The sequence below is a fragment of the Leifsonia sp. PS1209 genome (assembly GCF_012317045.1).
Classification (GTDB): Bacteria; Actinomycetota; Actinomycetes; order Actinomycetales; family Microbacteriaceae; genus Leifsonia.
In genome coordinates this window covers 3559861-3584130 of sequence record NZ_CP051154.1, presented here as the reverse complement: position 1 = coordinate 3584130, position 24270 = coordinate 3559861, and the positions used below count along the sequence as shown (strand labels likewise).

Below are 24270 nucleotides of genomic sequence, written 5' to 3'. Positions count from 1 at the left end.
ATCGAGCCGGGACTTATGGACGCGACACGCCGTGTCGGGGCGTGCACAAGTCCCGGCTCGATGGCTGCGGACGTGAGAAGGCTGGGACGCGACCCGCCCACGGTGAGCGCCTCAGGGACGCGCGGGGTGTCGCTGACGCGGCCACGACCATGCGGAGCGCGGGGCGGCGCGCGCGGCGTCAGATCCGGCGACTCGGGCTCAGGCGCGGCGGGGACGAGGACGCGGTCGGGAATCAGAGCCAGAGCCAGAGCCAGAGCCAGAGCCACGCTCAAGACGTTCCCTGGCCATCAGTCGATCATCGAGCCAGTACGCGGCGACCGCCTGCGCCGGGCGACGGGATGCGCCTGCCTCGCGGTCGGGCTGCACCCCGCCGATCACGTTGCTGTCGGCCGCGCGGTGGTCGCGCATCCTGGTGGCCGCGTCGGTTTCGAGCAGGATGCCGTCGCGCACGTCGAACGTGGCGGCATCCTGCTCCCCGAGGCCGGCCGATTGCTCGGCCGTTCCCTCGAGCTCGCTTTCCAGCGCCGCCGCAGTCGTTGCAGCGTCCTGCGGCAGCCGGATCGCGAAGAAGGGGAGGGTGATGCTGCAGAGCGGCCCGACCAGCAGCGCGAACGCGAGCGTTCCGATGCCGACGTTGCCGCCGAGCAGCCACCCGATGATGAGCACGGTCACCTCGATGCCGGTGCGCACGGCCCAGATCGGCCAGCCGGTGCGCGCGTGCAGCCCGGTCATCAGGCCGTCGCGCGGGCCGGGGCCCAGCTTGGGGCCGATGTAGAGGCCGGTCGCGACCGCCAGGAGCAGCAGGCCGCCGGTGAACAGCAGCACTTGCGCCCACAGTTCGGTCTGCTGCGGGATGAGCGTGAGCCCGAGCTGCGCGCTCGGGCCGACGAGCAGCACGTTGAGCACGGTGCCGAGTCCCGGGCGCTGGCGGAGCGGGATCCAGAACAGCAGCACGGCGATGCCGACGAGGTTGGTGATCAGCCCGAACAGCAGGCCGGTCTTGATCGACAGACCTTGCGCGAGCACGTCCCACGGCGACACCCCGATGCCGGCGCGCACCATCATCGCGATGGCGATTCCGTAGAGGAACAGCCCGATGAGGAGTTGCGCGAGGCGTCTGGTGAGAAGGAGTCGGCGGGTCACGCTCCTATCCAATTTGTTGATTGGCCTTTTATCAAGAGTCCAATTTGCTTAAGGTGGCCTTATGCCGGATGCACAGCTCACCGCCCGATCGCTCGAAACGCTCCTCGGGGAGTGGCGAGGAGGCGGCGCCCACTACCAGGCGCTCGCCGACCGCATCCGGTTGCTGGTGCTCGACGGACGCATCCCGATCGACACGCGCCTGCCCGCCGAGCGTGACCTCGCCGCCCGGCTGGAACTCAGCCGCACCACGGTGACCGCCGCGTACCGGGGGCTGCGCGACGCCGGATTCCTCGACAGCGTGCGCGGATCCGGCAGCGTCGCCCGGCTGCCTGGACCGGTGCTCGTCACCGCCCCGACCCCCGGCGGCGACGGGATGCTCGACTTCACCAAGGCGGCGCTGCCGGCGGCATCGTCCCTCCCCGCAGCGGCGCGCGCGGCGGCGGAGGAGCTGCCGCACTTCCTCCCGCACTCCGGATACGACGCGGTCGGGCTCCCGCATCTCCGGGAGGCCATCGCCGACCGCTACCGCGAGCGCGGCCTCCCCACCGACCCGGACCAGGTGCTCGTGACGGTCGGCGCGCAGCAGGCCATCGCCCTGATCGCACGCACCTTCGTCGGCCGCGGCGACCGCACGATGATCGAGATGCCCACCTACCCGCACGCCACGGAGTCGTTCCGGCTCGCCGGGGCGCGCCTGGTTCCGGTGACGGTCACCATCCCGCCCGCCGACGCCCCGCATCCGGTGGGTGCGGAGGAGGACGGGTGGGACATCGACGCGATCGAGCAGACGCTGCGGCGCGCCAACCCGGCCCTCGCCTATCTGATCCCGGACTTCCAGAACCCGACGGGCGCATCCATGTCGCCGGAGACCCGCGCGCGGCTGCTGGCGGCGACGGCGGCGCAGGGCACGATCGTGGTCGGCGACGAGACGACGGCCGACCTCGACATCGACAGGCTCGGCGAACACCTGCCGCTGCCGCGCTACGGCTCGCGAGGGGCGGGGGATGCGCCCGTGCTGCTGATCGGGTCGGCGAGCAAGAGCCTGTGGGGCGGCCTGCGGATCGGCTGGATCCGGGCGGAACGGCCGCACATCCAGAAGCTGATCGCGGCGAAACCGGCGACCGACCTGGGCACGCCGCTGCTGGAACAGCTGGTGGTGGCGCGGATGCTGCCGCAGATGGCGGAGATCCTGGACTCCCGGCGCTCGGAACTCGCGGCGGGGAGGGAGCGGGTGGCGCGGCTGGCGGCGCAGACGTTCCCGGACTGGGTGGTGCCCAGGATGCACGGCGGTTTGGCCGCGTGGATCGGGATCGGCGCGCCGGTCAGCTCGGCGCTGACGCTGGGTGCGCGCAACCACGGGCTGCTGATCGCGGCCGGGCCGCGGTTCGGGCTGGATGGGGCGTTCGAGCGCTTCCTCCGCATCCCGATCACGTACTCGGAGGAGGAGACGGTGCGCGCGTTCGCGGCGCTGTCGCGCGCGTGGCCGGACGCGCTGCGGGAGCCGTCGGCATTCGCCGACGCGGCCCCGCTGCCCAACGTGGTCTAGGGGCGGCCGGCGGCTGGGCGGTGAGATGCCACTATCTGTCGCGAAACGCCCGGGATGCGCGACAGATAGTGGCATCTCGCGGGCTGGCGGGGCGGCCTGTGGAGAGAATCCGACGCGTGGTGGCGGAATTGGGCATGGTAGGGGGCATGAGTCATCCCCGGTTGCGCAACCGCCCGTTCTCCCTCCGGGAGGCGCGGGCGCTCGGCGTCGAGCCCGTCCGCCTGTCGCGCAGCGAGCTGGTCACGCCGTTCCGCGGCGCTCGGGTGCCCGCCAGGCTGGCGGCCGACTTCGTCGCGCGCTGCGCCGCCCTCTGCGCCAGGGAGCCCGGCGGCGTCCTCTCCCACGCCACGGCCGCCATCCTGCTGGGGCTGCCGGATACGCGGTGGCTGCCTGGCGTGCGGCAGCAGGGTGCGCGGGCTCATCTGCCGCCTCCGGATTCGCCGAGCGCGTCTGCGCTTCACCACCATCTGCCACCCTCGGATGCGCCACCCACGCACGCACAGCCCGTCCTGCACCTGACCGTCGCCCCACCCGCGCGGCCGCCGCGCCTCACCGGGGTGCAGTCCCACTCGCGTCCGCTCTCCGCGGGCGAGACGTGTCGGGTGCGCGGGCTGCCGGTGACGTCGGCGGCGCGGACGTGGGCCGACCTGGCCGCGACGGCGAGCATCCGAGAGCTGGTGGTGCTGGGCGATGCGGTTCTCGGCGGCCGGGCGCCGCTCGCGTCCCACGATGACGTGCGGGCGGCGGTCCCTCCCGCAGGTGCTCGGGGCGCATCCCGGGCCAGAACCGCGGTCGAGTTGCTCGACGGCCGCGCGGAGTCTCCGCCCGAATCGCTGCTGCGGCTGATCCTGGCGGAGGCCGGGCTGCCTGCGCCGGATGTGAACGTCGACCTGCACACTCCGGATGGGCGGTTCCTGGCGAGGCCGGAGCTCCGGTTCGCGCCATACCGCACGATCGTCGAGTACGAGGGCGACCACCACCGCATCGAGCCGCGCCAGTGGCGCAGAGACCTGACGCGGACCACCGCTCTGCAGCAGCAGGGCGAGCTGGTGCTTCGGGTGGGGGCCGAGCACCTGCGGTCGGAGAAACGGCTGGTCGGGTTGGTCTTCCGCTCGCTCGCGTCGCGAGGATGGGATCCGTCGTGAGTGTCAGCAGCGGGCGCGAGAACCGTCCCGGGGGAGTACGTCTCCACCCCGAAGTCGTACCAGGGCATGAGGAACTTGCACAGGCTGCAATGAGATACTTTGCGGGCGGCTGTGGTGCCGCGCGTCTCGCATCCACTTTCTGTCAAGGGAAAAGACTGTGCATTTCCTCGCCGTCCTGAGTATGAAGAACCGCGCGCTGATCGCGCTCGTCACGATCGTGGCCGCGGTGTTCGGCGGCCTGGCGCTGACGAACCTCAAGCAGGAGCTCGCGCCGACCATCTCGTTCCCGCAGCTCGCGATCATCACCAGCTACCCCGGCGCATCGCCCGAGGTGGTCAACAACGACGTGAGCACGCCGGTCGAGACGGCCATCCAGGGCGTGCCCGACCTCGAGAGCACGTCGGCGGTGAGCAGCACCAACCAGTCGATCATCACGGCGAAGTTCACCTACGGCACCGACCTCGCGACCGCAGAGCAGAAGATCGATCAGGCGATCAACCGCATCAAGTCCACGCTGCCGAGCAACGTCGACCCGCAGGTGTTCTCCGGCAGCATCGACGACTTCCCCGTCATCCAGCTCGCCGTCACCAGCGACCAGGACTCGCGCGCGCTCGCCGACAAGATCACCAAGCTGGTCATCCCCGACATCAAAGACGTCTCCGGCGTCAACGACGCCCAGCTCGTCGGCGAGGTCGGCCAGCGCATCACCATCACCCCGGACAGTGCCAAGCTCGCCGCCGCCGGCGTGACCAGCCAGTCGATCAAGGATGCGCTGCAGCAGAACGGCGTCCTCATCCCGGGCGGTTCGATCACCGAGAATGGCAAGACGCTCTCCGTGCAGTCCGGGGCGAAGCTGAGCTCGATCGACGACATCGCCGGGCTTCCACTCATCCGGTCGGCGGGTGCATCCGGTGCTGGCTCATCCGGCGCAGGCGCAGGCGCAGGTGCTGGTGCAGGCGCGGGTGCCGCCGCAGGTGCGGGCGCTGGCGCTGCCGGTGCCGGGGCGACCGGCTCCACGGGCGCAGCCGACGCAGCCGCGGCCGCCGCTGCAACCGCAGCAGCCACCCCGCCCACCATCGGCGACGTCGCGACGGTGCAGAAGACCGACGACCCCACCACCTCCATCTCGCGCGTCGACGGCAAGCCGGCGCTCACCATCGCCGTCACCAAGCTGCCGTCCGCGAACACGGTCGAGGTCTCGCACGGCGTCAGCGCCCTGATCGACGACCTGCAGACGAAGCTCGGCGACGGCGCGAAGATCACCGTCGTGTTCGACCAGGCGCCGTTCATCACCCAGTCGATCAACTCGCTCACCGAGGAGGGCCTGCTCGGCCTCCTGATGGCCGTGATCGTCATCCTGATCTTCCTGCTGTCGATCCGCTCCACCCTGGTCACCGCGATCTCGATCCCGACCAGCGTGCTCATCACCTTCATCGTGATGTGGGCGACCGGCTACACGCTCAACATCATCACGCTCGGCGCGCTGACCATCGCCATCGGCCGTGTGGTCGACGACTCCATCGTGGTCATCGAGAACATCAAGAGACAGCTCGTCGCCGGCGTCGACAGAGCGGCGACCATCGTCAAGGCCGTGCGCGAGGTGGCGGGGGCGATCACCGCATCCACCATCACCACCGTCGCCGTGTTCCTGCCGCTGGCGTTCGTCGGCGACGTGACCGGCGAGCTGTTCCGGCCCTTCGCGCTCACCGTGACCATCGCGCTGCTGTCGTCGCTGCTCGTCTCGCTGACGATCGTGCCGGTGCTCGCTTACTGGTTCCTCCGCCCGCCGAAGGCGCGCAAGCACGAGGGTGGTGTCGAGGCGTCCGACGCATCGCACCTGTCGATCGAGGAGGCGATGGCCGCCGGCGAGGACGAGCTGGAGCACCCGTCGCGACTGCAGCGCGGTTACCTTCCGATCATCCACTGGACGTTGAAGCACTCGGTCGCGACCGTGCTCATCGCGGTGGTCGTGCTCGTCGGAACGCTGGCGCTCACCCCGCTGATGAAGACGAACTTCCTCGGATCCACGGGCCAGAACACGCTCACCATCACGCAGACTCTCGCGCCGGGCACCTCCCTGCAGGCGAAGGACGACGCATCCAAGGTGGTCGAGCAGAAGCTCATCGACACCAAGGGCGTCAAGACGGTGCAGGTCTCGATCGGGTCGAGCGGGGCATCCCTGCAGGCCGCGTTCACCGGCGGCGGCGGCAACACCACGTTCTCGGTGACCACCGACCCGGATGCCGACCAGGATGCGCTGAAGAGCACCATCGAGGACGAGCTCGCGGCGGTGAAGGACCAGGGCGACATCGTCGTCTCCGCGCAGAGCGGGTTCGGCGGATCGAGCGATATCGAGATCGACATCACGGCCACCAGCAACGAAGACCTGCAGAAGGCGACGGATGCGGTCGTCGCCGAGGTCAAGAAGCAGGACTCGGTCAAGCAGGTCACGGACAACCTCAGCGCGTCGCTTCCGTACGTCGCGGTGAACGTCGACCGTTCCAAGGCGGCAGCGGCCGGTCTGAGCGAGGTCGCCGTCGGCGGCATCGTGTCGCAGGCCATGCAGCCGACGCAGGCCGGTTCCGTCGCACTCGACAACACGACGCTCAACATCTACATCCAGAGCGACAACCCGCCGTCGACGGTCGCCCAGCTGGCCGACCTGCAGATTCCGACGGTCACCGGTCCGGTTGCGCTGAGCACACTGGCGTCGGTCGAGGAGACCAACGGTCCGTCCACGGTCACCACCGAGCGCGGCCTGCGCACCTCGACGGTCACGGCCACCCCGGCCACCGACAACCTCGGCACCGCGAACGCCGCGGTGACCACGGCGCTCAAGGACGCGAACCTGCCGTCCGGGGCCACGGCCAAGATCGGCGGAGTCTCCTCCAGCCAGTCGGACGCGTTCTCGCAGCTCGGGATCGCGCTGCTCGCGGCCATCCTGATCGTCTACATCGTGATGGTGGCGACGTTCCGGTCGCTGCGCCAGCCGCTGCTGCTCCTGGTCTCCGTGCCGTTCGCGGCGACAGGCGCCATCGCGCTGCAGATCATCTCGGGCATCCCGCTCGGCGTCGCGTCGCTGATCGGTGTGCTGATGCTGATCGGCATCGTGGTGACGAACGCGATCGTCCTCATCGACCTGGTCAACCAGTACAGGAGACGCGGGATGTCCGTGCCGGAGGCGGTGGCGCACGGCGCCTCCCGCCGTCTGCGCCCGATCCTGATGACGGCGCTCGCGACCATCGCGGCCCTCACCCCGATGGCGATCGGCCTCACCGGCCACGGCGGCTTCATCTCGCAGCCGCTCGCCATCGTGGTGATCGGCGGCCTGGTCTCGTCCACGCTGCTCACCCTCGTGGTGCTGCCGACGCTCTACAACCTCGTCGAGGGCGCGCGCGAGCGCCGGGCGGCGAAGCGCGCCCGGAAGGCCGCAGCGGCCGGAGGGCCGGATGCCGGCTCGGGTGACGGAGCTGGCGGGAGCGGTACCGGCGGCGGCGACGGGGGCCCCGGCGCGCCGGGTGCGCCGGGTGCGCCCGGAGGGCCGGGCGAGTCCGGTGGCCCTGGATCCGGCGGCCCGGCGGCAGCGCCGCCCGTCTGGACGGCGCCCGCAGGCGGCCAGCAGCGCTAGCGGCCACGAACGGGCCGGACTCCTCGGAGTCCGGCCCGTTCGCGCGCGCCCGGGGTCTCGTGCCCGGGGTCTCGTGCCCGGGGTCTCGCATCCGGCCGGTTCTCGCATCCACTGGCTCCCGCGCCTCCCGCGCGCGCGAGATGCCAGTAACTGTCGCGAAACGCCCGGGATGCGGCGCAGTTACTGGCATCTCGCGGAGAGGGTCGCGTCCGAGATACCAGACGCGGGGCGCCGCCCCACCGCCCGGAGGAGCGACCGGGTTGCTAGCGTCGCGGTATGAGCACGCGTCAGCTGTCCGTCGACCCCCTATGGCCCCGCGCTGGGGCGTGGCCGTCGCTTGACGGCATCCCCGGCGATGAGGCGGTCGATCTGGCGTTTCTCGGCATTCCGACCTGGCGCACGTCGCTGTCGGCGACCGGAGCGGGGGAGACGCCGGCAGCGGTTCGGGAGGCGGTGCGCTACTACGCGGCGTTCGTGCCGGGGTCTGAGGTGGAGCGGCTGGCGTTCGCCGACGCCGGCGACGTCGACGAACCCGACGGGCCGGAGGGCGAAGGGCGCGCCATCGCCGCGATGGCGGACGCGGTCAGCCGGTCGCGCGTCACCGTTGCGGTGGGGGGAGACAACGCGCTCACCGTTCCCGCCGCCCTCGGCGCCTGGGGCGACGCGCTGCCGACCGCCGGGCTGATCACGCTCGACGCGCACCACGACCTGCGCGACGGCGTCTCCAACGGGTCGCCCGTGCGCCGGCTGGTCGAGGCCGGGCTGGACGGCCGGAGAGTGGTGCAGATCGGGATCGCCGACTTCGCGAACTCGCCCGCGTACGCAGCGCGGGCGGAGGCGTACGGCATCACGGTCGTGCCCCGGGATGCGCTGCACGCGCGGCCGATCGACGACGTGATGGCCGAGGCGCTCGAGATCGCCGGCGCGGCCGGCGGGCCGGTGCACGTCGACCTGGACGTGGATGTGTGCGACCGGTCGGTCGCGCCCGGCTGCCCGGCGTCGGTGCCGGGAGGACTGGCCGCGTGGGAGCTGCGGCGTTTCGCCAGGCTGGCGGGCGCATCCCGGGCCGTGCGCTCAGCGGACGTCGCCGAGGTGGATGCGACGGCCGACGCCCCGGATGGACGCACCGTCCGGCTGGCGGCGCTGCTAGTGCTGGAGGTCGCGGCGGGGCTGGCGCTGCGCGGCTGAGGTTCACCCGAGCAGCGCGCCCGTCACCCCACCCGCACCCCGGCCCGATACGTGGCCGCCACCAGCGGCACCCCTGGCCGGTACGCCATGTGCACGTACCCGGGCGCGCGCAGCACCGCGAAGTCGGCACGGGCGCCCGGCGCGAGGTGTCCGACGTCGTCGCGGCGCAACGCGGCAGCGCCTCCTGCGGTCGCCGCCCACAGCGCCTCGGCGGGCGTCATCCCCATGTCGCGCACCGCGACGGCGATGCAGAACGGCATCGACGACGTGAACGACGAGCCGGGGTTGCAGTCGCTCGCCAGGGCCACGGTGACGCCCGCGTCGAGGAGGCGGCGCGCATCCGGGTACGGCTGGCGGGTGGAGAACTCGACGCCGGGCAGCAGCGTCGCGACCGTGCGGGAGGCGGCCAGCCGGGCGATGTCGTCGGGCGTGAGGTGGGTGCAGTGGTCGACGCTCGCCGCGTCGAGGGAGACCGCGACGGCGACGCCGAGGCCGGGGGCGAGCTGGCTGGCGTGGACGCGCACGCCGAGCCCGCGGGATGCGCCGGCCGACAGGATGCGGCGGGACTGCTCCGGCGTGAAGGCGCCCGTCTCGCAGAACACGTCGATCCAGCGTGCGTGGGGTGCGCACGCGTCGAGCATCGGGCCGACGACCAGTTCGACGTATGCCTCGGGATCGTCGGCGTACTCGGCCGGGACGACGTGGGCGCCGAGGAACGTGGTCTCCGGCGTCACGCGTTCGGCGAGGCGCAGCAGTCTGGCCTCGTCGTCGACCGTGAGGCCGTAGCCGCTCTTGATCTCGAAGGTCGTGGTGCCCTGAGCGTGCAACTCGGCCACGAAGGCGTCGAGGCGGGAGGACAGCTCGGCGTCCGTGGCGGCGCGCGTGGCAGCCACCGTGCTGCGTATGCCGCCGGCGGTATACGGCTGCCCGGACATCCTCGCCTCGAACTCGGCGGCCCTGTCACCGCCGAAGACGAGGTGCGTGTGGCTGTCGACGAAACCCGGGATGACCGCTGCCCCGCCGACGTCCAGCACCTCGGCGGTGGCGGCCAGGTCTGCGGAATCCGGGGGCAGTGCACCGGATGCGCCCGCCCACACCACGCGGCCATCGGCCACCAGGAGGGATGCAGACGGCACGAGCCCGAGCATCCCGGGCCTGGCCGGATCGTTGGTGACCAGCTCGCCGATTCCGGTCACGAGCAGGGTGGATGAACCCGCACCACCCACAGCACCACCAACGGTACGCATCCTCACCCCTCCCGCATCGGGATGCGCAGGCCGCGTTCTTCCGCGACCTCCACCGCCCGCTCGTACCCGGCATCCACGTGCCGCATCACGCCCGTGCCCGGGTCGTTGACCAGCACGCGCTCGATCTTCTCGGCGGCGAGCGGCGTGCCGTCGGCGACGATCACCTGTCCGGCGTGGATGGACCGGCCGATGCCGACGCCGCCTCCGTGGTGGATGGACACCCAGGTGGCGCCGGATGCGGTGTTCAGCAGGGCGTTGAGCAGCGGCCAGTCGGCGATCGCGTCCGAGCCGTCCGCCATCGCCTCCGTCTCGCGGTACGGGGAGGCGACGGAGCCGGAGTCGAGGTGGTCGCGGCCGATGGCGATGGGGGCGGAGAGTTCGCCGCTCGCGACCATCTCGTTGAACTTCAGGCCGGCCAGGTGGCGTTCCTTGTAGCCGAGCCAGCAGATGCGCGCGGGCAGGCCCTCGAAGTGCACCTTCTCGCTCGCCTGCGTGATCCAGCGGTGCAGGTGCTCGTCGTCGGGGAACAGCTCCAGGATGGCGCGGTCGGTCGCCGCGATATCGGCCGGGTCCCCGGAGAGCGCCGCCCAGCGGAACGGTCCCTTGCCCTCCGCGAACAGTGGCCGGATGTATGCGGGCACGAAGCCGGGGAAGTCGAACGCGCGCTCGTACCCACCGAGCCGGGCCTCCGCGCGGAGCGAGTTGCCGTAGTCGAAGACCTCGGCGCCAGCATCCTGGAATCCGACCATCGCCTCCACGTGCTTGGCCATCGACGCGCGGGATGCGGTGGTGAAGCCCTCCGGGTCGGCCGCCGCCGCGTCGTGCCACTCCTCCACCGTGTAGCCCTCCGGCAGGTAGCTGAGCGGGTCGTGCGCGCTGGTCTGGTCGGTCACCACGTCGATCGGCACGCCGCGCGCCAGCAACTCTGGGAAGACCGTCGCCGCGTTGCCCACGAGGCCCACCGACAACGGGATGCGCGCCTCCTTCGCCGCGACCACCCGCGCGACGGCGTCGTCCAGGCCGGTGGCGAGCTCGTCGAGGTAGCCGTGGTCGATGCGACGCTGCAGGCGGGTCTCGTCGACGTCCACGATGAGCACGACGCCCTCGTTCATGGTCACGGCGAGGGGCTGCGCTCCGCCCATGCCGCCCGCCCCGCCGGTGAGGGTGATCGTGCCGGCCAGGGTGCCGTCAAACCTCTTCGCCGCGACGGCGGCGAACGTCTCGTACGTGCCCTGCAGGATGCCCTGGGTGCCGATGTAGATCCACGATCCGGCCGTCATCTGGCCGTACATCGTGAGGCCCAGCGCCTCGAGGCGGCGGAACTCCGGCCAGGTGGCCCAGTCGCCGACGAGGTTCGAGTTGGCGATCAGCACGCGCGGAGCCCACTCGTGGGTGCGGAAGACGCCGACCGGCTTGCCGGACTGCACGAGCAGCGTCTCATCCGGTTCCAGGTCGCGCAGGGTGCGGACGATCGCGTCGAACGCCTCCCAGCTGCGCGCCGCGCGGCCGGTGCCCCCGTAGACGACCAGGTCGTCCGGGCGCTCGGCGACGTCCGGGTCGAGGTTGTTCATGAGCATCCGGAGCGGCGCCTCGGTCTGCCAGCTCTTCGCGCTGATGGTGGTGCCGCGCGGGGCGCGGACCTCTCGTGCTCCCTGCATTGCTGTCTCCTCGTCGGTGAGCGGAAAGTCGGTGGTGGATATGGATGGGCTCAGCCGAGCGGCCCTGTGACGCTCTCCACCGCTGCGAGCACGCGGCCGGACTGTACGAGCGCGACGACCGCCTCGATCTCCGGCGACAGGTAGCGGTCGGATCCCGGTCCCGCGACCACGTCGCGCACCTCGGCGATGACGGCCCCGGTGGCCGCACCGGGGAGGAGCGGCCGACGCAGGTCTGCGCCGCGCGCGGCCGTCATGATCTCGATCGCGAGCACCCTGCCGAGGCCGTCGACCGAGCGGCGCAGCTTGCGGGCCGCCGCCCAGCCCATCGAGACGTGGTCCTCCTGCATCGCGGACGACGGGATGGAGTCGACGGACGCCGGGGACGCCAGCCGCTTCAACTCGGAGACGATGCCCGCCGCGGTGTACTGCGCGATCATCAGCCCGGAGTCGACGCCGACCTCGTGCGCGAGGAACGGGGTGAGGCCCTGGTTGCGGGCGGGGTCGAGGAACCGGTCCGTGCGACGCTCCGACATGCTGGCAACATCGGCGGCGACGATCGCCAGGAAGTCGAGCACGTACGCGACCGGCGCCCCGTGGAAGTTGCCGTTGGACTCGACCCGGCCGTCGAGGGTGAGCACCGGGTTGTCGATCGCGGAGGCGAGTTCGCGCTCGGCGACGATGGTGGCGTGCGCGAGAGTGTCGCGCGCGCCACCGTGCACCTGCGGGGCGCAGCGTAGCGAGTACGCATCCTGCACCCTGGTGCACTCCGGACCCTTGTGGCTGGCGACCATCGGAGACCCGGTGAGCAGCGAGCGCAGGTTCGCGGCGGCGACGGACTGGCCGTGCTGCGGGCGCAACCGCTGCAGGTCCTCGGCGAAGACGGCGTCCGTGCCGAGCAGGGCCTCCACGCTCATCGCCGCGGCGATGTCTGCCGTGCGGAGCAGCGCGGTGAGGTCGTGGATCGCGAGGGCGAGCATCCCGAGCATCCCGTCGGTGCCGTTGATGAGCGCCAGGCCCTCCTTCTCGGCGAGGACGACCGGGGTGATTCCCGCAGCAGCCAGGGCTGTGGATGCGTCCAGCAGCTCTCCGTCGACCCGCACCTGGCCTTCGCCCATCGCCGCGAGGGCGCAGTGGGCCAGCGGTGCGAGGTCGCCGGAGCAGCCGAGAGAGCCGTACTCCCGCACGACCGGGGTGATGCCCGCGTTGAGCAGGGCGGCGTACGTCTCGACGGTGGTGCGCTGGGCGCCGGTGCGGCCGGTCATCAGGGTGGACAGGCGCAGCAGCATGAGCGCGCGGACGACCTCGCGCTCGACCTCGGGGCCGGAGCCGGCAGCGTGCGAACGGACCAGGCTCGCCTGCAGCTGGGCACGGCGGTCGCTCGGGATGAACGTGGTCGCGAGCGCGCCGAACCCGGTGGAGATGCCGTAGTGCGGTTCGACGTCGTCGGCGAGGGCTTCGACGATGGCGCGCGAGGCTTCGACCTGGTCGAGGGACTCCGGTTCGAGGACGATGTCCGCGCCGTGGCGGGCGACGGCGACCACATCGGCGACGCTGAGCGGATGGGCGCCGACGGTGACGGTGTGCGTGGTGTGGAGCATGATCCGATCTCACTCCCTCGCGCGGGCGCGCGTCCCGGCTGTAGAGTCATCCCCGTCCGGTATCCCAGACATACCCGCGGCGCAGAAATCGAGTCCGAAGTTGTTCACGCCCGAACCCGGCGTGTCGCGTGCATAAGTTCGGACTCGATTGTTTGAGGTGCGGGAGGACGGACAGACGGAAGGGGAGGGGCGCGTGAGTAAGGTGCCGGCGGCGGAGAACACGCTGCGGATACTGGAGTACTTGAGCGCGCAGCGCGGGCCGGTGCCGGCGGCGACGGTGGCCGCGGCGCTGGGGCTGCCACGGTCGACGGTCTACCACCTGCTGACGGTGCTGGGCGATCACGGGTTCGTGCTGCACTTCCCGGAGGCGAAGCGGTACGGGCTCGGGGTCGCCGCGTACGAGCTCAGCTCGGCGTTCTCGCGGCAGGAGCCGCTGAGCAGGCTGGGCCGTCCGATCCTGGCTTCGCTGGTCGACGGGATCGGCGAGTCGGGGCACGTGGCCGTGCTGCACGGGCGAGACGTCGTCTACATCGTCGAGGAGCGCGCGCCGCGCCGCCCGCGTCTGGTGACGGATGTGGGCGTCCGCCTGCCGAGTCACCTCACCGCGAGCGGCAGGGCGTTGCTCGCCACGCTCCCGGCCGGACAGCTGCGCGCGCTCTATCCGGATGCTGCCGCGTTCGAAGACCGCACCGGCGCGGGTCCGCACACCTACGGAGAGTTGAAGCGGGTCGTCGCCGAAGTGCGCGAGCGCGGCTACGCGACCGAAGACGGCGAGGTGACGCCCGGCTTCGCCTCGGTCGCGGTGCCCGTGCGCGACCACGCCGGGTGGCCGGCGGCGGGAATCGCCGTCACATTCCCGCGAGAGAATATAGCGCGGAACCAGTGGGATGCGCTGGCCTCCCGGGTGGCGGACGCGGCCGCGGAGCTGTCGCGGCGCATCCGGGGCAGCTGACCGCTACCCCTCCGCGAGCGTCACCGTCGTGGTGCGGCGCTCGCCCGCGCGCTCGAACTCGACCTTCACGGTGTCGCCCGGCTTGCTGGTGACCTGGATGGCGGTGAGCACGTCGATGCTGACCGCCGGCGCTCCGTCGATGGTGGTGATGATGTCGCCGGGACGGATGCCCGCGCTCGCGGCTGGGCCTCCGCGGACCACCGACTGGACGAACAATCCGTCGCTCAACCCGTAGTGCTGGGCGACCGCGTGCGGGATGGGGACCGCATCCAGCCCGGCTGTCGGGTAACTGACACTGCCGGTGTCGATGAGCTCCTTCGCGATCGGCATGGCCAGCGCCTGCGGGACGGCGAACCCGATCCCGACGCTGCCGGTGCTGCGCTGGCCGTCCTCGCCGGGAACGGTCGCGATGGCCGAGTTGACGCCGACCAGGCGGCCGTCGCAGTCGACGAGCGCGCCGCCGGAGTTGCCGGGATTGATCGACGCGTCCGTCTGGATGGCACCCACCAGGATGGCGTTGCGATCGTCGTCGCTCGGCACGGGAACGGTGCGGCCGAGCGCGCTCACGATGCCAGCGGTGACCGTGCTCGACAGGCCGAGCGGGGCGCCGAGGGCGACCACGGGCTCCCCGACCACGAGGCGGCCGGAGTCGCCGATGGCGATCACGGACAGCGACTTCTCGTCCTCCACCTTGATGACGGCGAGGTCGGTCTTCGGGTCGCGGCCGGTGAGGGTGGCGTCTGCGGTGTGGCCGTCGCTGAACCGCACGGTCAGCTTCCCGCCGGAGGCGGCGGGGGAGATGACGTGGTTGTTGGTGAGGATGTAGCCGTCGCTGCTGATGACCTGCCCGCTGCCCGTCCCCGAACCCGTCGCGCCGACGACGTTGATGGTGACGATGCTCGGCAGCACCCGGTCGGCGACCGCGGCGGCGTTGCAGCTGCCGGCCGCACCGGAGGAGAGCGCGACGGTGGTGACGGTCCCGGCGATGAAACCGCCGGCGATCAGGATGAGGGCTGCGGCGGTCACGAAGCCGGCGATCAGCCAGGCGCGGCCGGTGGCGGAGGGGGTGCCGGATGGGGTGACGGATGGGGTGTTGCTGAGACCGTCGTCACCGGGCGGCGTCGCGCCCCTCGTCTCGTCGCTCATCGCCGGCCCCTTCCCTCGATGGCGCCAGGCTAGCGCTCAGGCGTCGCCGACGCTAGAGAACACGGGCCTCCGCGAGCCGCTTGGCGTAACAGACGGAGTGCGGGTCGCCCACGTACGGCCCGAAGTTCGGGATGCGCGCGTACCCGTTGCGCTCGTACAGCGCGATCGCCGCATCCTGCAGCGGACCCGTCTCGAGCTGCAGGGTCTCGACACCGGCCGTCACCGCTGCGCCCTCCACGGCGGCGAGGAGAGAGGAGGCGAGGCCGCGGCCCCGCGCATCCGGGTGGACGAACATGCGCTTGAGCTCGGCGGAACCGTCGGGCTTCACGACGAGGGCGGCCATGCCGATCGCGCGTCCCGTCTCGTCGCGGCCGACGAGCACGGTCACACCGGGCGCCTCCAGCTCAGACACGTCGAGCAGGTAGCAGCTGTCCGCCGGGTACAGCGCGAAGGTGAACTCGTCGCCGAGGCGCAGCAGTTCCTCCACGTCGGGCGTGCGAGGTGGTTCTGCGGCGATCGCGGTGTGCATGCCCACGATCGTACCGAGCCCGCGGCGGCAGCGGATGCGCGCCGAGCAGCGCGCACGGCGGACGCGCAGCGCACCGGGTGGATGCGCGCGCCGACGCCTCAGGCCGCGGCGAACCGCCTGGCCGACCGCTCTTTCAACTTCGCGGCCTCCTCGTCCCGGTTCTTCGGCGGCGCGTTGGTGACGAGGTCGTCGAGGAGGTGCTGCGTGAGGTGGGCGATCTCGGCGACGGCGCGGTCGAAGGCCTCTGCGTTGGCTTTCGACGGCTTGGTCGTTCCGCTGATCTTGCGCACGTACTGCAGGGCGGCCGCGTGGACTTCGTCGCTCGTCGCGGCCGGTTCGAAGTTGTGGAGCGTGTGAATGTTCCGGCACATGCCGACCAGGGTACGCCGCCGCTGCGCCGAATGGTCGGGCGATTGCTCGGCTTGCAGGTGGCGAGGCGAGCGCCTATAGTCTCTGTAAACGTTCTTGTAAACGTTTACGAAACCCACCTTCGAAGATGCAGGGAGCACCATGGCTGAGAGCAGGAAGTCGACGCTCGTCCTCGTGGCGGAGCGCGCGGGAGTCTCGATCGCCTCGGTCTCCCGGGTACTCAACGGACTGCCGGCCTCTCCCCAGCTCACCGCGAAGGTGCGCGAAGCGGCGGATGCGCTCGGTTACGTCCCGGACGCCACAGCACGCTCCCTCAAGGTCGGTCGCACCGACCAGATCTCGTTCGCCGTGGCCGACGTCGGAAACCCCGTCTACGTGGCGATGATGCACGAGGTCTCCCGCGTCGTCTCCAAGGCGGGCTACCGCCTCGTGCTCTCCTCGACCGGCAACGACCCGCAGGACCAGATCGACCTGCTCAGCAGCCTCAACCGCGGGTTCGTCGACGGGCTCCTGCTCAGCCCGCTGCGCGTGACGGAGCCCCTGGTGGATGCGTTGCGCGCCAGCCGCCTCCCCATCGTCATCATCGGTTCACTCCCGGCGGGCGTCGAACTCGACAACGTGCGCGCCGACTCCGTCGCGGGCATCGGCCTGGCCGTCGAGCATCTCGTCGGCCAGGGACGCAAGCGGATCGCCTTCGTCAACGGCCCCGTCGACACCGTTCCTGGCGCCGCCCGTCTCAGCGGGTACCTGACTGCGATCGAGCGCTTCGGACTCAGCACGAGCGCCGACGTGCAGGTCGCGGCGTCCGACTTCACGTACAAGGCCGGGCGCAAAGCCGCCGCGAAGCTGCTGCGGCAGTCGACCCCGGATGCGATCGTCTGCGCCAACGACCTCCTCGCCGTCGCGACGCTGAAAGAACTGACCAGCCGCGGCGTGCGCGTTCCGGAGGACGTGGCCGTGGTCGGCATGGACGACACGGACGCCGCCGAGCTCGCCAACCCGTCCATCACCAGCGTCGACCTCGGTTCCGGCAAGCGTGCGAAGGCGGCGGCGAAGCTGCTGCTGCGTCGCCTCGCCAACCCGGATGCTGCGGTCAAGCAGGTGGTGATCGAGCCGACCCTCTCGGTGCGCGAGTCGTCCGTCGTCGGAGGCAAGAACACCGACGCCCCCGTCGCCATCGCCCCCGTCGCCCCCGCCCCCGACACAGCCACCACCGAGGAGGTGCAGGCATGACGACCTCCGCCCCCGTGATCCTCGCTCCCGGCGACGCAGCCAAGACCCCGAAGCGCCGCCGCCGCAACCGCGGCGGACCGGCGGGCGGAAGCGGCCGCGACGCCTGGCTGCTCGTCCTTCCCGCGCTCATCCCCGTCGTGCTGTTCAGCGTCTACCCGCTGGTGCAGGGCATCTTCCTCGGCTTCACCGACGCGCGCGCCGGACTGAACCTGCCCGTCAACTTCAACGGCGTCGACAACTACGTCAAGCTCGGCTCCAACCAGCTGTTCTGGAACTCGTTCGGCATCGGGCTGGTCTGGGCGTTCAGCGTCACGATCCTGCAGTTCCTCGCCTCGCTCGGCCTCGCCCTGCTGCTCAACCTCAATCTCCGGCTGCGCTGGCTGGCCCGCACGCTCGCCCTCGTGCCGTGGGCCATGCCCCCGGTGATCATCGCGATCATGTGGCGCCTGATGCTGAACCCGAGCTACGGGCCGATCAACCAGATGCTGAAGGCCGTCGGGCTGCCGAGCGACATCAACTGGCTGGGGAACGCATCCATCGCCCTGCCCGTGGTGATCATCGTGGGCGTCTGGGCCGGGATGCCGCAGACCACCATCACCCTGCTGGCCGGGTTGCAGAGCGTGCAGACCGAGCTGCTCGAAGCCGCCGCCATCGATGGCGCGGGCACGTGGAGCAGGTTCTGGCACGTCACCCTGCCTGCGCTTCGCCCGATCATCGTCGCGATCACCACGCTCGACCTGATCTGGAACTTCAACTCGTTCGCCCTCGTCTACGTGCTGACGGCGGGCGGGCCGGGAGGCACGACGATGCTGCCGATGCTGTTCGCGTACAACGAGGCGTTCCGGTACGGCAACTTCGGGTACGCCGCCGCGATGGGCAACGTGATGGTCGTGGTGATCGCGATCTTCCTGTTCGCCTACCTGCACGGCCAGATGAGGAGCCGGAACTCATGAGCGCCACGAACACCAGCATCCAGAACACAGCGGCGGAGGGCCAGCACCAGGTCCAGCGCCAGCGCCAGGGCGGCCGTAAGCCGGAGTCGTCTCAGAGCGGTTCGCTGCGCCGCGGCAGGATGATCGGCCGCCCGCTGCAGTACCTCGCGCTGTTCGCGTACATCGTCTTCCTCGGGTTCCCCCTGCTGTTCCTGCTGACGGCCGCGTTCAAGACCCCGCGCGAGCTGCAGTCGCCGAACCCCGGGTTCTTCCCGTCCACGCTCAACTGGGACAACTTCGCGCAGGCGATCGAGAAGGCCAACCTGTTCACGGCCGCGGGCAACAGCCTGATCGTCGCCGTCTGCACCACGGTGCTGGTGACGCTCATCTCACTGCCTGCCGCATACGCGCTCGCCCGGTTCCGCACCAAGCTGCGCGGGCTCGCGACCGGCTGGATCCTGCTCAGCCAGGTCTTCCCGTTCATCCTGATCATCATTCCGCTGTTCCTGGTGCTGAAGAACATCGGCCTCATCAACAGCCTGTTCGGGCTGATCCTCGTCTACACGGTGTGGTCGCTGCCGTTCGCGCTCTGGATGCTGCAGGGCTACGTGGCCGGCATCCCCGTCGAGCTCGAAGAGGCCGGAGCGATGGACGGAGCCACCCGGTTCCGCACGCTGCGATCCATCGTGCTCCCGCTGCTCGCGCCCGGGCTCGTCGCCACCAGCCTGTTCACGTTCATCTCGGCGTGGAACGAGTTCTTCTTCGCCCTGGTGCTCATCCAGGACCCCAACCTGCAGACCCTGCCGCTGGCGCTCGCCCGCTTCGTCGGTGCGGAGGGCCAGGTGCAGCTCGGGCAGCTCGCCGCCGCCTCGCTGCTCGCGACCATCCCGAGCCTGGTCTTCTTCATGCTCATCCAGAAACGCCTCACGTCCGGTCTCCTCAGCGGAGCCGTCAAGGGCTAGAACACCCGCATCACCCCCACCACATCGAGAGTCGAATCAACAGAAAGAGGTGTGCAATGCGCACAACAACCTTCGCCCGCCTGGGCGTTGCGGTTGCCGGCATCGTGGCCGCGTCGCTCGCACTGTCCGGATGCTCCACGTCTGGCAGCTCCGACGCCTCCAGCGGCGGCAAGGTCACCCTGACCTTCCAGTCGCTGGCCTACCAGGACACCACGGTCGCCGCGACGAAGGAGATCGTGGACTCCTGGAACAAGAAGAACCCAGATATCCAGGTGAAGCTCCGCCAGGGCAGCTGGGACAACGTGCACGACCAGCTGGTCACCCAGTTCCAGGGCGGAACGGCCCCGGACATCATCCACGACGAGTCGGCGGACATCATGGGCTTCGCCAACCAGGGCTACCTCGCCGACCTCAGCAAATACCTCGACGCCGACGTCAAGAAGCAGGTCTCCAAGGACGTCTGGAGCTCGGTCACCACCGGAGACGGGAAGATCGTGGCGGCGCCGACGCTGCTGCAGTCGTACGTGGTCTTCGCCAACACCGACGCGATCAAGGCGGCGGGCGCCGAGATCCCGAGCGGCAAGACGCTCAGCTGGGACGACTTCCAAGACCTGTCGAAGAAGCTCACCTCCGGCGGCAACTTCGGCACGGGATGGGGTCTGAAGCAGCCGACCGCCACCGTCATGAACCTCGCGCTCGGCTTCGACGGTACCTTCTTCACCAACAAGGACGGCAAGTCCACGATCAAGGTCGGCGACGACGAGCTGCAGGTGCCGAAGCGCATCAACGAGATGGCGTACACGGACAAGTCGCTCGACCCGACCTCGCTGACGCAGAGCGGCACGGATGTGCTTCCCGGCTTCTTCGGTGGCAAGTACGCGATGTACGTCGGCGGCAACTACGTCGCTCAGCAGATCACCGAGTCCGCGCCCGCCGGCTTCAACTGGGCCGTCCTCCCGCCCCTGGCCGGCTCGGACGGCACTGCGCAGGCGGCCAACCCGCAGACGATGTCCGTCTCCGCGCAGAGCAAGCACATCGAGCAGTCCGCGAAGTTCATCAACTACTTCATGGATGCGGCCAACCAGGCGAAGCTCGCAGAGGGCGACTGGCTGATCCCGGCATCGGCCGCCGCGCGCGACCAGGTCGCGAAGGACACCTCCGGCAAGAACGGCTGGGAGGCCATCCTGAAGTCGGGCGAGGCGCTGAAGGCCGCACCGTTCCAGGGGGCGACGAACTACCCGCAGTGGAAGGACCAGTACGCGACTCCCGCCCTGCAGAAGTACTTCGCCAACTCGATCTCGCTGGACGAGCTCAAGAAGCAGCTGACGGACGGCTGGTCGGCCGTCGGCTGACCTGGCCGGCCTGCTGACCTGCTGACCACGGCGACAGAGAACAACGGAAACAAGGAGAAGGATCGATGGACGCGCTGGTGATGAAGGCGACGGGGGCACTCGCGGGAGCGGCTGTCGGCGACGCGCTCGGAGGAGCGGCTGAGGGCAACACACCGGAAGCCATCCAGGAGCGCTACGACGGCTTCATCACCGGCATCGTCCCGCCGTTCCTGGAGGACTGGCGCAACGCCAGGCCGATCGCGCCGTACCACAAGGGCGACGGGCACGTCACGGACGACACCCTGATGACCACGGCGCTCGTCGACGTCTACGACACTGTGCGCGACCACCTGGATGCGTACGCCATCGCCGACCACCTGGTGCCGCTGCTGATCGGCGAGAAGCGCTGGATCCCGGAGTTCGAGTCGGAGGGGTTGCTGCTGCACCGCATCTTCCTCGCGGAGAAGTGGCTGGTGACGAGGCTGCACTACGGGCACATCGACCCGCGCGAGGCCGGGGTCGGCAACATCGTCAACTGCGGCGCGACCATGTACGTCGCCCCCATCGGCATTGTCAACGCCGGGGCACCGGATGCGGCGTACGCGGAGGCCATCGACGTGGCGGGCGCGCACCAGTCGAGCTACGGCCGGGAGGCGGCGGGCGTCTACGCTGCGGCCGTCGCAGAGGCGATACGTCCAGGCGCGTCGGTCGGGAGCGTCGTCGAGACGGCGCTCCGGCTGGCGAAGGACGGCACCCGGGACGCGATCGAGGCCGTCGTCGAGGCCGCGGCGACGGTGACGGACTGGCGCTCCGGCCTCGGCACGCTCCGCGCCGCGGTCGAGCCGTTCGACACGGTCGGCCCGCAGTACCGGCAGCCGGCGAAGGATGCGCGCATCCCGAGCAGGACGAAGTCGATCGAGGAACTGCCGGTGGCGCTCGGGATGCTCGTGGCGGCGCAGGGCGACTACCGCGAGGCGGTGCTCGGCTCGATCAACTACGGCAGGGACTCCGACTCGATCGCCGTGATGGCCGGCTCGATCGCCGGTGCTCTCGGCGGGGTGGACGTGGTGCCCTCCGAGTGGATCGACGGCGTGAGCGACGGCAGCCGGATGGACATCACGGCGACGGGACCGGTCATCGCGTCCGTCGCACGGGAGGTCTGGGCGGCGGACGCCGCCCGCGCCCGTGCGGTGGAGTCCGTGCGCGACGCCTTCGCCGCCGACCTCGAGGTGGCGTAGTGCTCAGGCTCAGCTGGACGCAGCCGGAGGACCTGCTGCCGCACGCGCTGGTCGCCGCCGAGCTCGACGGGCGGCCGGTGGCCGACCTTCGGGAGCGGTGGGAGGCGGCGGGCGGCGCGCCGACGGCGGCGGTCAGCGGCGCGACGGCGGAGCCTGCGCCCCCGGCGCTGGTGGCGCTGGCCAGGGAGCTGCTGGCGGAGATCGACGAGCGGGACGACCCGGCTGCGCTGCTCGCGGCGGAACCGGATGCGCTCGACGCGATCCTGGCGGCGTCGCCGATCGGCGACGCGGGTGAGGCAGACGGCGGTCGCTCGGACCGGCCCGACGACACGGGCGACCCCGCCGACCCCGGCGCCCTCGGCGACCTCGGCGACCGCATCCTGGGCGCCTGGCTGGGCCGTGCATCCGGATGCCTGCTGGGGAAGCCGGTGGAGAAGATCTCGCTGGAGGGCATCAGGGCCATCGCGCGGTCGACGGGCAACTGGCCGCTGCGGTCGTACTTCACCGAGGTCGGGCTCGACCCCGAGGTCGCAGCGCGCTACCCGTGGAACAGACGCAGCCGCCCGACCAGCCTCGTCGAGAACATCGACGGGATGCCGGAGGACGACGACCTGAACTTCCCGCTGATCGCGCTCGGCCTGCTCGAACGCTCGGGCGACGCCTTCACGACCGACGACGTCGCCCAGGCGTGGCTGGACAGCCTCCCGGGCGGCCGGGTGTTCACCGCGGAGCGGGTGGTCTACCGCAACCTGCTCGACGGCTACGAGCCGGAGCAGGCCGCCGCCGCGCGCAACCCGTTCCGGGACTGGATCGGCGCGCAGATCCGCACCGACGTGTACGGCTGGGCGCACCCGGGCGACCCGGTCGCCGCCGCACGGCTCGCCTGGACGGACGCCCGCCTGAGCCACGCGCGCAACGGCGTCTACGGCGCGATGTTCGCCGCGGCGGCCTGCTCGGCCGCGGTCGTCGCAGACGGCGTCGCCGAAACCAGAGTCACCCGAGCGATCGAGGCAGGGCTGTCTGTCGTGCCCACCGGCAGCCGGTACGCCGCTGCCATCCGTCGCGGCGTCGAACTCGGCGAGAGCGACCTCGACGACGAGGCGGCCGTGGATGCGCTGCACGCCGAGTTCGGGCACCTGCACTGGGTGCACGTGCTCGGCAACTCCGCCGTGCTGGCGTTCGCGCTCACCCGCGGCGCAGGCGACTTCGAGCGGACGATCACTCTGGCGGTCAGCGGCGGCTGGGACACGGACTCCGTCGGCGCGACCGCCGGATCCATCGCGGGAGCCGTCACCGGTGCCCGCGCGCTCCCCGCGCGCTGGATCGACCCGCTGCACGACACCCTCGCCACCAGCGTTCCCGGGTTCTCCGGCGTGCGGTTCAGCGACCTCGCCGAGCGCACCCTGCGCCTGGCGGAGGGCGGGGAGCGCACGGAGCGCACGGAGCGCACGCGATGAGCGTCGTGGTCGTCGGCAGCGCCAACCTGGATCTCGTCTACCGCGTCGAGCGCATCCCGTCGCCCGGCGAGACGGTGCTCGCGCTCGGGTCGGACTCCGCTCCGGGCGGCAAGGGCAACAACCAGGTGATCGCTGCGGCCAGGGCGGGTGCTCCGTCGGCGTTCGTCGTCGCGCTCGGCAGGGATGCTGCGGCCGAGCGGCTTATCGCGAGTCTCGCCGACGCGGGGGTCGACCTGCGCGCTCGCCGGGTGGATGCCCCGACCGGCACCGCCATCATCACCGTCGACGACGGAGCGGAGAACGCCATCGTCGTCGACTCAGGAGCCAACGGGATGCTCGACGGCCTCGACCAGGCGGAGCGCGACCTCGTCGCGGCGGCCGACGTGCTCCTGCTGCAGCTCGAGACGCCGCTCGCCACCGTGGCCGAGGCCGCAGCCGTCGCGCACGCCGCGGGGACGACCGTGGTGCTCAACGCCGCGCCCATCCGGTCGCTGCCCTCCGCTCTGCTGGGCGACGTGGACGTGCTCGTGGTGAACGAGCACGAGGCGGCGCACCTCGCCGCCGAACTGTCCGGCGAGCCCGTGCACGACGCCAGCGGCGAAGACCTCGCCGGGGTGCTCAGCAGGCTGCGCATCGCCGTCATCGTCACGCTCGGCGCCCAGGGCGCGGTCGTGCGCGTGCCGGACGAGCCGCCTGCACACGTCGCGGGGCTCCGCGTCCAGGCCGTCGACACGACAGGAGCGGGCGACACCTTCTGCGGCGCCCTCGTCGCCGAGCTCGACCGCCGCCGCGGCCCCGCCGAGCAATCCGGAGGCACAGCCGGCGCCCGCCCCGACCTTGGCACGCTCGTGCGCGCCGCCGAGTTCGCGACGGTCGCAGCCGCTCTCTCTGTACAGCGCGCAGGCGCCGTTCCGTCCATCCCCACTCTCGAGGAGATTCACGATTTCCACTCGGCCAGCTGACCAGGC

The 24270-nt window shown here is 71.0% G+C and carries 19 protein-coding genes; 12 read left to right on the top strand and 7 right to left on the bottom strand.

All coding sequences use genetic code 11. The features are described 5' to 3' along the window. Nucleotides 1-198: 198 nt before the first annotated feature. A complete protein-coding gene (locus HF024_RS20050) occupies nt 199-1143 on the bottom strand; it encodes a membrane protein (RefSeq protein ID WP_348770463.1) in 945 nt (314 codons plus the stop codon). Nucleotides 1144-1204: 61 nt separating this feature from the next. Between HF024_RS20050 and HF024_RS17095 the strand changes: the two genes are divergently transcribed. The 4 genes from HF024_RS17095 to HF024_RS17080 all read left to right on the top strand — a co-directional run bounded on the left by HF024_RS17095 (nt 1205) and on the right by HF024_RS17080 (nt 8650). After that, nucleotides 1205-2689, top strand: coding sequence for a PLP-dependent aminotransferase family protein (locus tag HF024_RS17095; protein ID WP_168690384.1), 1485 nt, complete (start codon nt 1205-1207; stop codon nt 2687-2689). A gap of 146 nt (nt 2690-2835) precedes the next feature. Then, a complete protein-coding gene (locus HF024_RS17090) occupies nt 2836-3834 on the top strand; it encodes a hypothetical protein (RefSeq protein WP_168690383.1) in 999 nt (332 codons plus the stop codon). 157 nt (nt 3835-3991) lie between these two features. Continuing rightward, on the top strand, nt 3992-7462 hold the full coding sequence (locus tag HF024_RS17085; RefSeq protein WP_168690382.1) for an efflux RND transporter permease subunit: 3471 nt from the start codon (nt 3992-3994) through the stop codon (nt 7460-7462). Between the two features lie 276 nt (nt 7463-7738). Next, nucleotides 7739-8650: an arginase family protein gene (locus HF024_RS17080; RefSeq protein ID WP_168690381.1), complete on the top strand. Its 912-nt coding sequence runs from the start codon at nt 7739-7741 to the stop codon at nt 8648-8650. 23 nt (nt 8651-8673) lie between these two features. Here the strand turns inward: HF024_RS17080 and hutI are convergent, their stop codons facing one another. Genes hutI through hutH form a run of 3 tightly spaced genes read right to left on the bottom strand, consistent with a single transcriptional unit; the run spans nt 8674 to nt 13153 of the window. Beyond that, nucleotides 8674-9897 carry an imidazolonepropionase gene (hutI, locus tag HF024_RS17075; protein ID WP_168690380.1) on the bottom strand — a complete coding sequence of 408 codons (1224 nt, stop codon included), beginning with the start codon at nt 9895-9897 and terminating at the stop codon, nt 8674-8676. Between the two features lie 2 nt (nt 9898-9899). After that, on the bottom strand, nt 9900-11555 hold the full coding sequence (gene hutU, locus HF024_RS17070) for a urocanate hydratase (protein ID WP_168690379.1): 1656 nt from the start codon (nt 11553-11555) through the stop codon (nt 9900-9902). Nucleotides 11556-11605: 50 nt separating this feature from the next. Next, complete coding sequence (gene hutH, locus HF024_RS17065) at nt 11606-13153, bottom strand: histidine ammonia-lyase (protein WP_168690378.1); 1548 nt, start codon at nt 13151-13153, stop codon at nt 11606-11608. Nucleotides 13154-13346: 193 nt separating this feature from the next. On the opposite strand from hutH, the gene HF024_RS17060 reads away from it, so the two are divergent. Then, on the top strand, nt 13347-14105 hold the full coding sequence (locus HF024_RS17060) for an IclR family transcriptional regulator (RefSeq protein ID WP_168690377.1): 759 nt from the start codon (nt 13347-13349) through the stop codon (nt 14103-14105). Nucleotides 14106-14108: 3 nt separating this feature from the next. On the opposite strand, the gene HF024_RS17055 is transcribed toward HF024_RS17060, so the two are convergent. The 3 genes from HF024_RS17055 to HF024_RS17045 all read right to left on the bottom strand — a co-directional run bounded on the left by HF024_RS17055 (nt 14109) and on the right by HF024_RS17045 (nt 16151). Then, nucleotides 14109-15251 carry a trypsin-like peptidase domain-containing protein gene (locus HF024_RS17055; protein ID WP_168690376.1) on the bottom strand — a complete coding sequence of 381 codons (1143 nt, stop codon included), beginning with the start codon at nt 15249-15251 and terminating at the stop codon, nt 14109-14111. A 52-nt stretch (nt 15252-15303) separates the two neighbouring features. Continuing rightward, nucleotides 15304-15780, bottom strand: coding sequence for a GNAT family N-acetyltransferase (locus HF024_RS17050; RefSeq protein ID WP_168690375.1), 477 nt, complete (start codon nt 15778-15780; stop codon nt 15304-15306). A gap of 98 nt (nt 15781-15878) precedes the next feature. Next, nucleotides 15879-16151, bottom strand: a complete 273-nt coding sequence (locus HF024_RS17045; RefSeq protein WP_085370566.1) for a DUF2277 domain-containing protein — start codon at nt 16149-16151, stop codon at nt 15879-15881. A 139-nt stretch (nt 16152-16290) separates the two neighbouring features. Between HF024_RS17045 and HF024_RS17040 the strand changes: the two genes are divergently transcribed. The 7 genes from HF024_RS17040 to HF024_RS17010 all read left to right on the top strand — a co-directional run bounded on the left by HF024_RS17040 (nt 16291) and on the right by HF024_RS17010 (nt 24264). Then, nucleotides 16291-17382, top strand: a complete 1092-nt coding sequence (locus HF024_RS17040) for a LacI family DNA-binding transcriptional regulator (RefSeq protein ID WP_168690374.1) — start codon at nt 16291-16293, stop codon at nt 17380-17382. Next, nucleotides 17379-18335, top strand: a complete 957-nt coding sequence (locus HF024_RS17035; RefSeq protein WP_168690373.1) for a sugar ABC transporter permease — start codon at nt 17379-17381, stop codon at nt 18333-18335. Before HF024_RS17040 ends, HF024_RS17035 begins: the two co-directional genes overlap by 4 nt. After that, nucleotides 18332-19276 carry a carbohydrate ABC transporter permease gene (locus HF024_RS17030; RefSeq protein WP_179150844.1) on the top strand — a complete coding sequence of 315 codons (945 nt, stop codon included), beginning with the start codon at nt 18332-18334 and terminating at the stop codon, nt 19274-19276. The genes HF024_RS17035 and HF024_RS17030 overlap by 4 nt, the downstream gene beginning before the upstream one ends. Before the next feature lie 56 nt (nt 19277-19332). Beyond that, nucleotides 19333-20628 (top strand): sugar ABC transporter substrate-binding protein, encoded by a 1296-nt coding sequence (locus tag HF024_RS17025; protein WP_085370563.1) that lies wholly within the window; start codon nt 19333-19335, stop codon nt 20626-20628. A gap of 65 nt (nt 20629-20693) precedes the next feature. Continuing rightward, complete coding sequence (locus HF024_RS17020) at nt 20694-21845, top strand: ADP-ribosylglycohydrolase family protein (protein ID WP_168690372.1); 1152 nt, start codon at nt 20694-20696, stop codon at nt 21843-21845. Further along, entirely contained in the window at nt 21845-23302 is a 1458-nt protein-coding gene (locus HF024_RS17015) for an ADP-ribosylglycohydrolase family protein (RefSeq protein ID WP_168690371.1), read from the top strand. The genes HF024_RS17020 and HF024_RS17015 overlap by 1 nt, the downstream gene beginning before the upstream one ends. Continuing rightward, nucleotides 23299-24264: a ribokinase gene (locus tag HF024_RS17010; RefSeq protein WP_168690370.1), complete on the top strand. Its 966-nt coding sequence runs from the start codon at nt 23299-23301 to the stop codon at nt 24262-24264. The genes HF024_RS17015 and HF024_RS17010 overlap by 4 nt, the downstream gene beginning before the upstream one ends. The last annotated feature ends 6 nt before the right edge of the window (nt 24265-24270 follow it).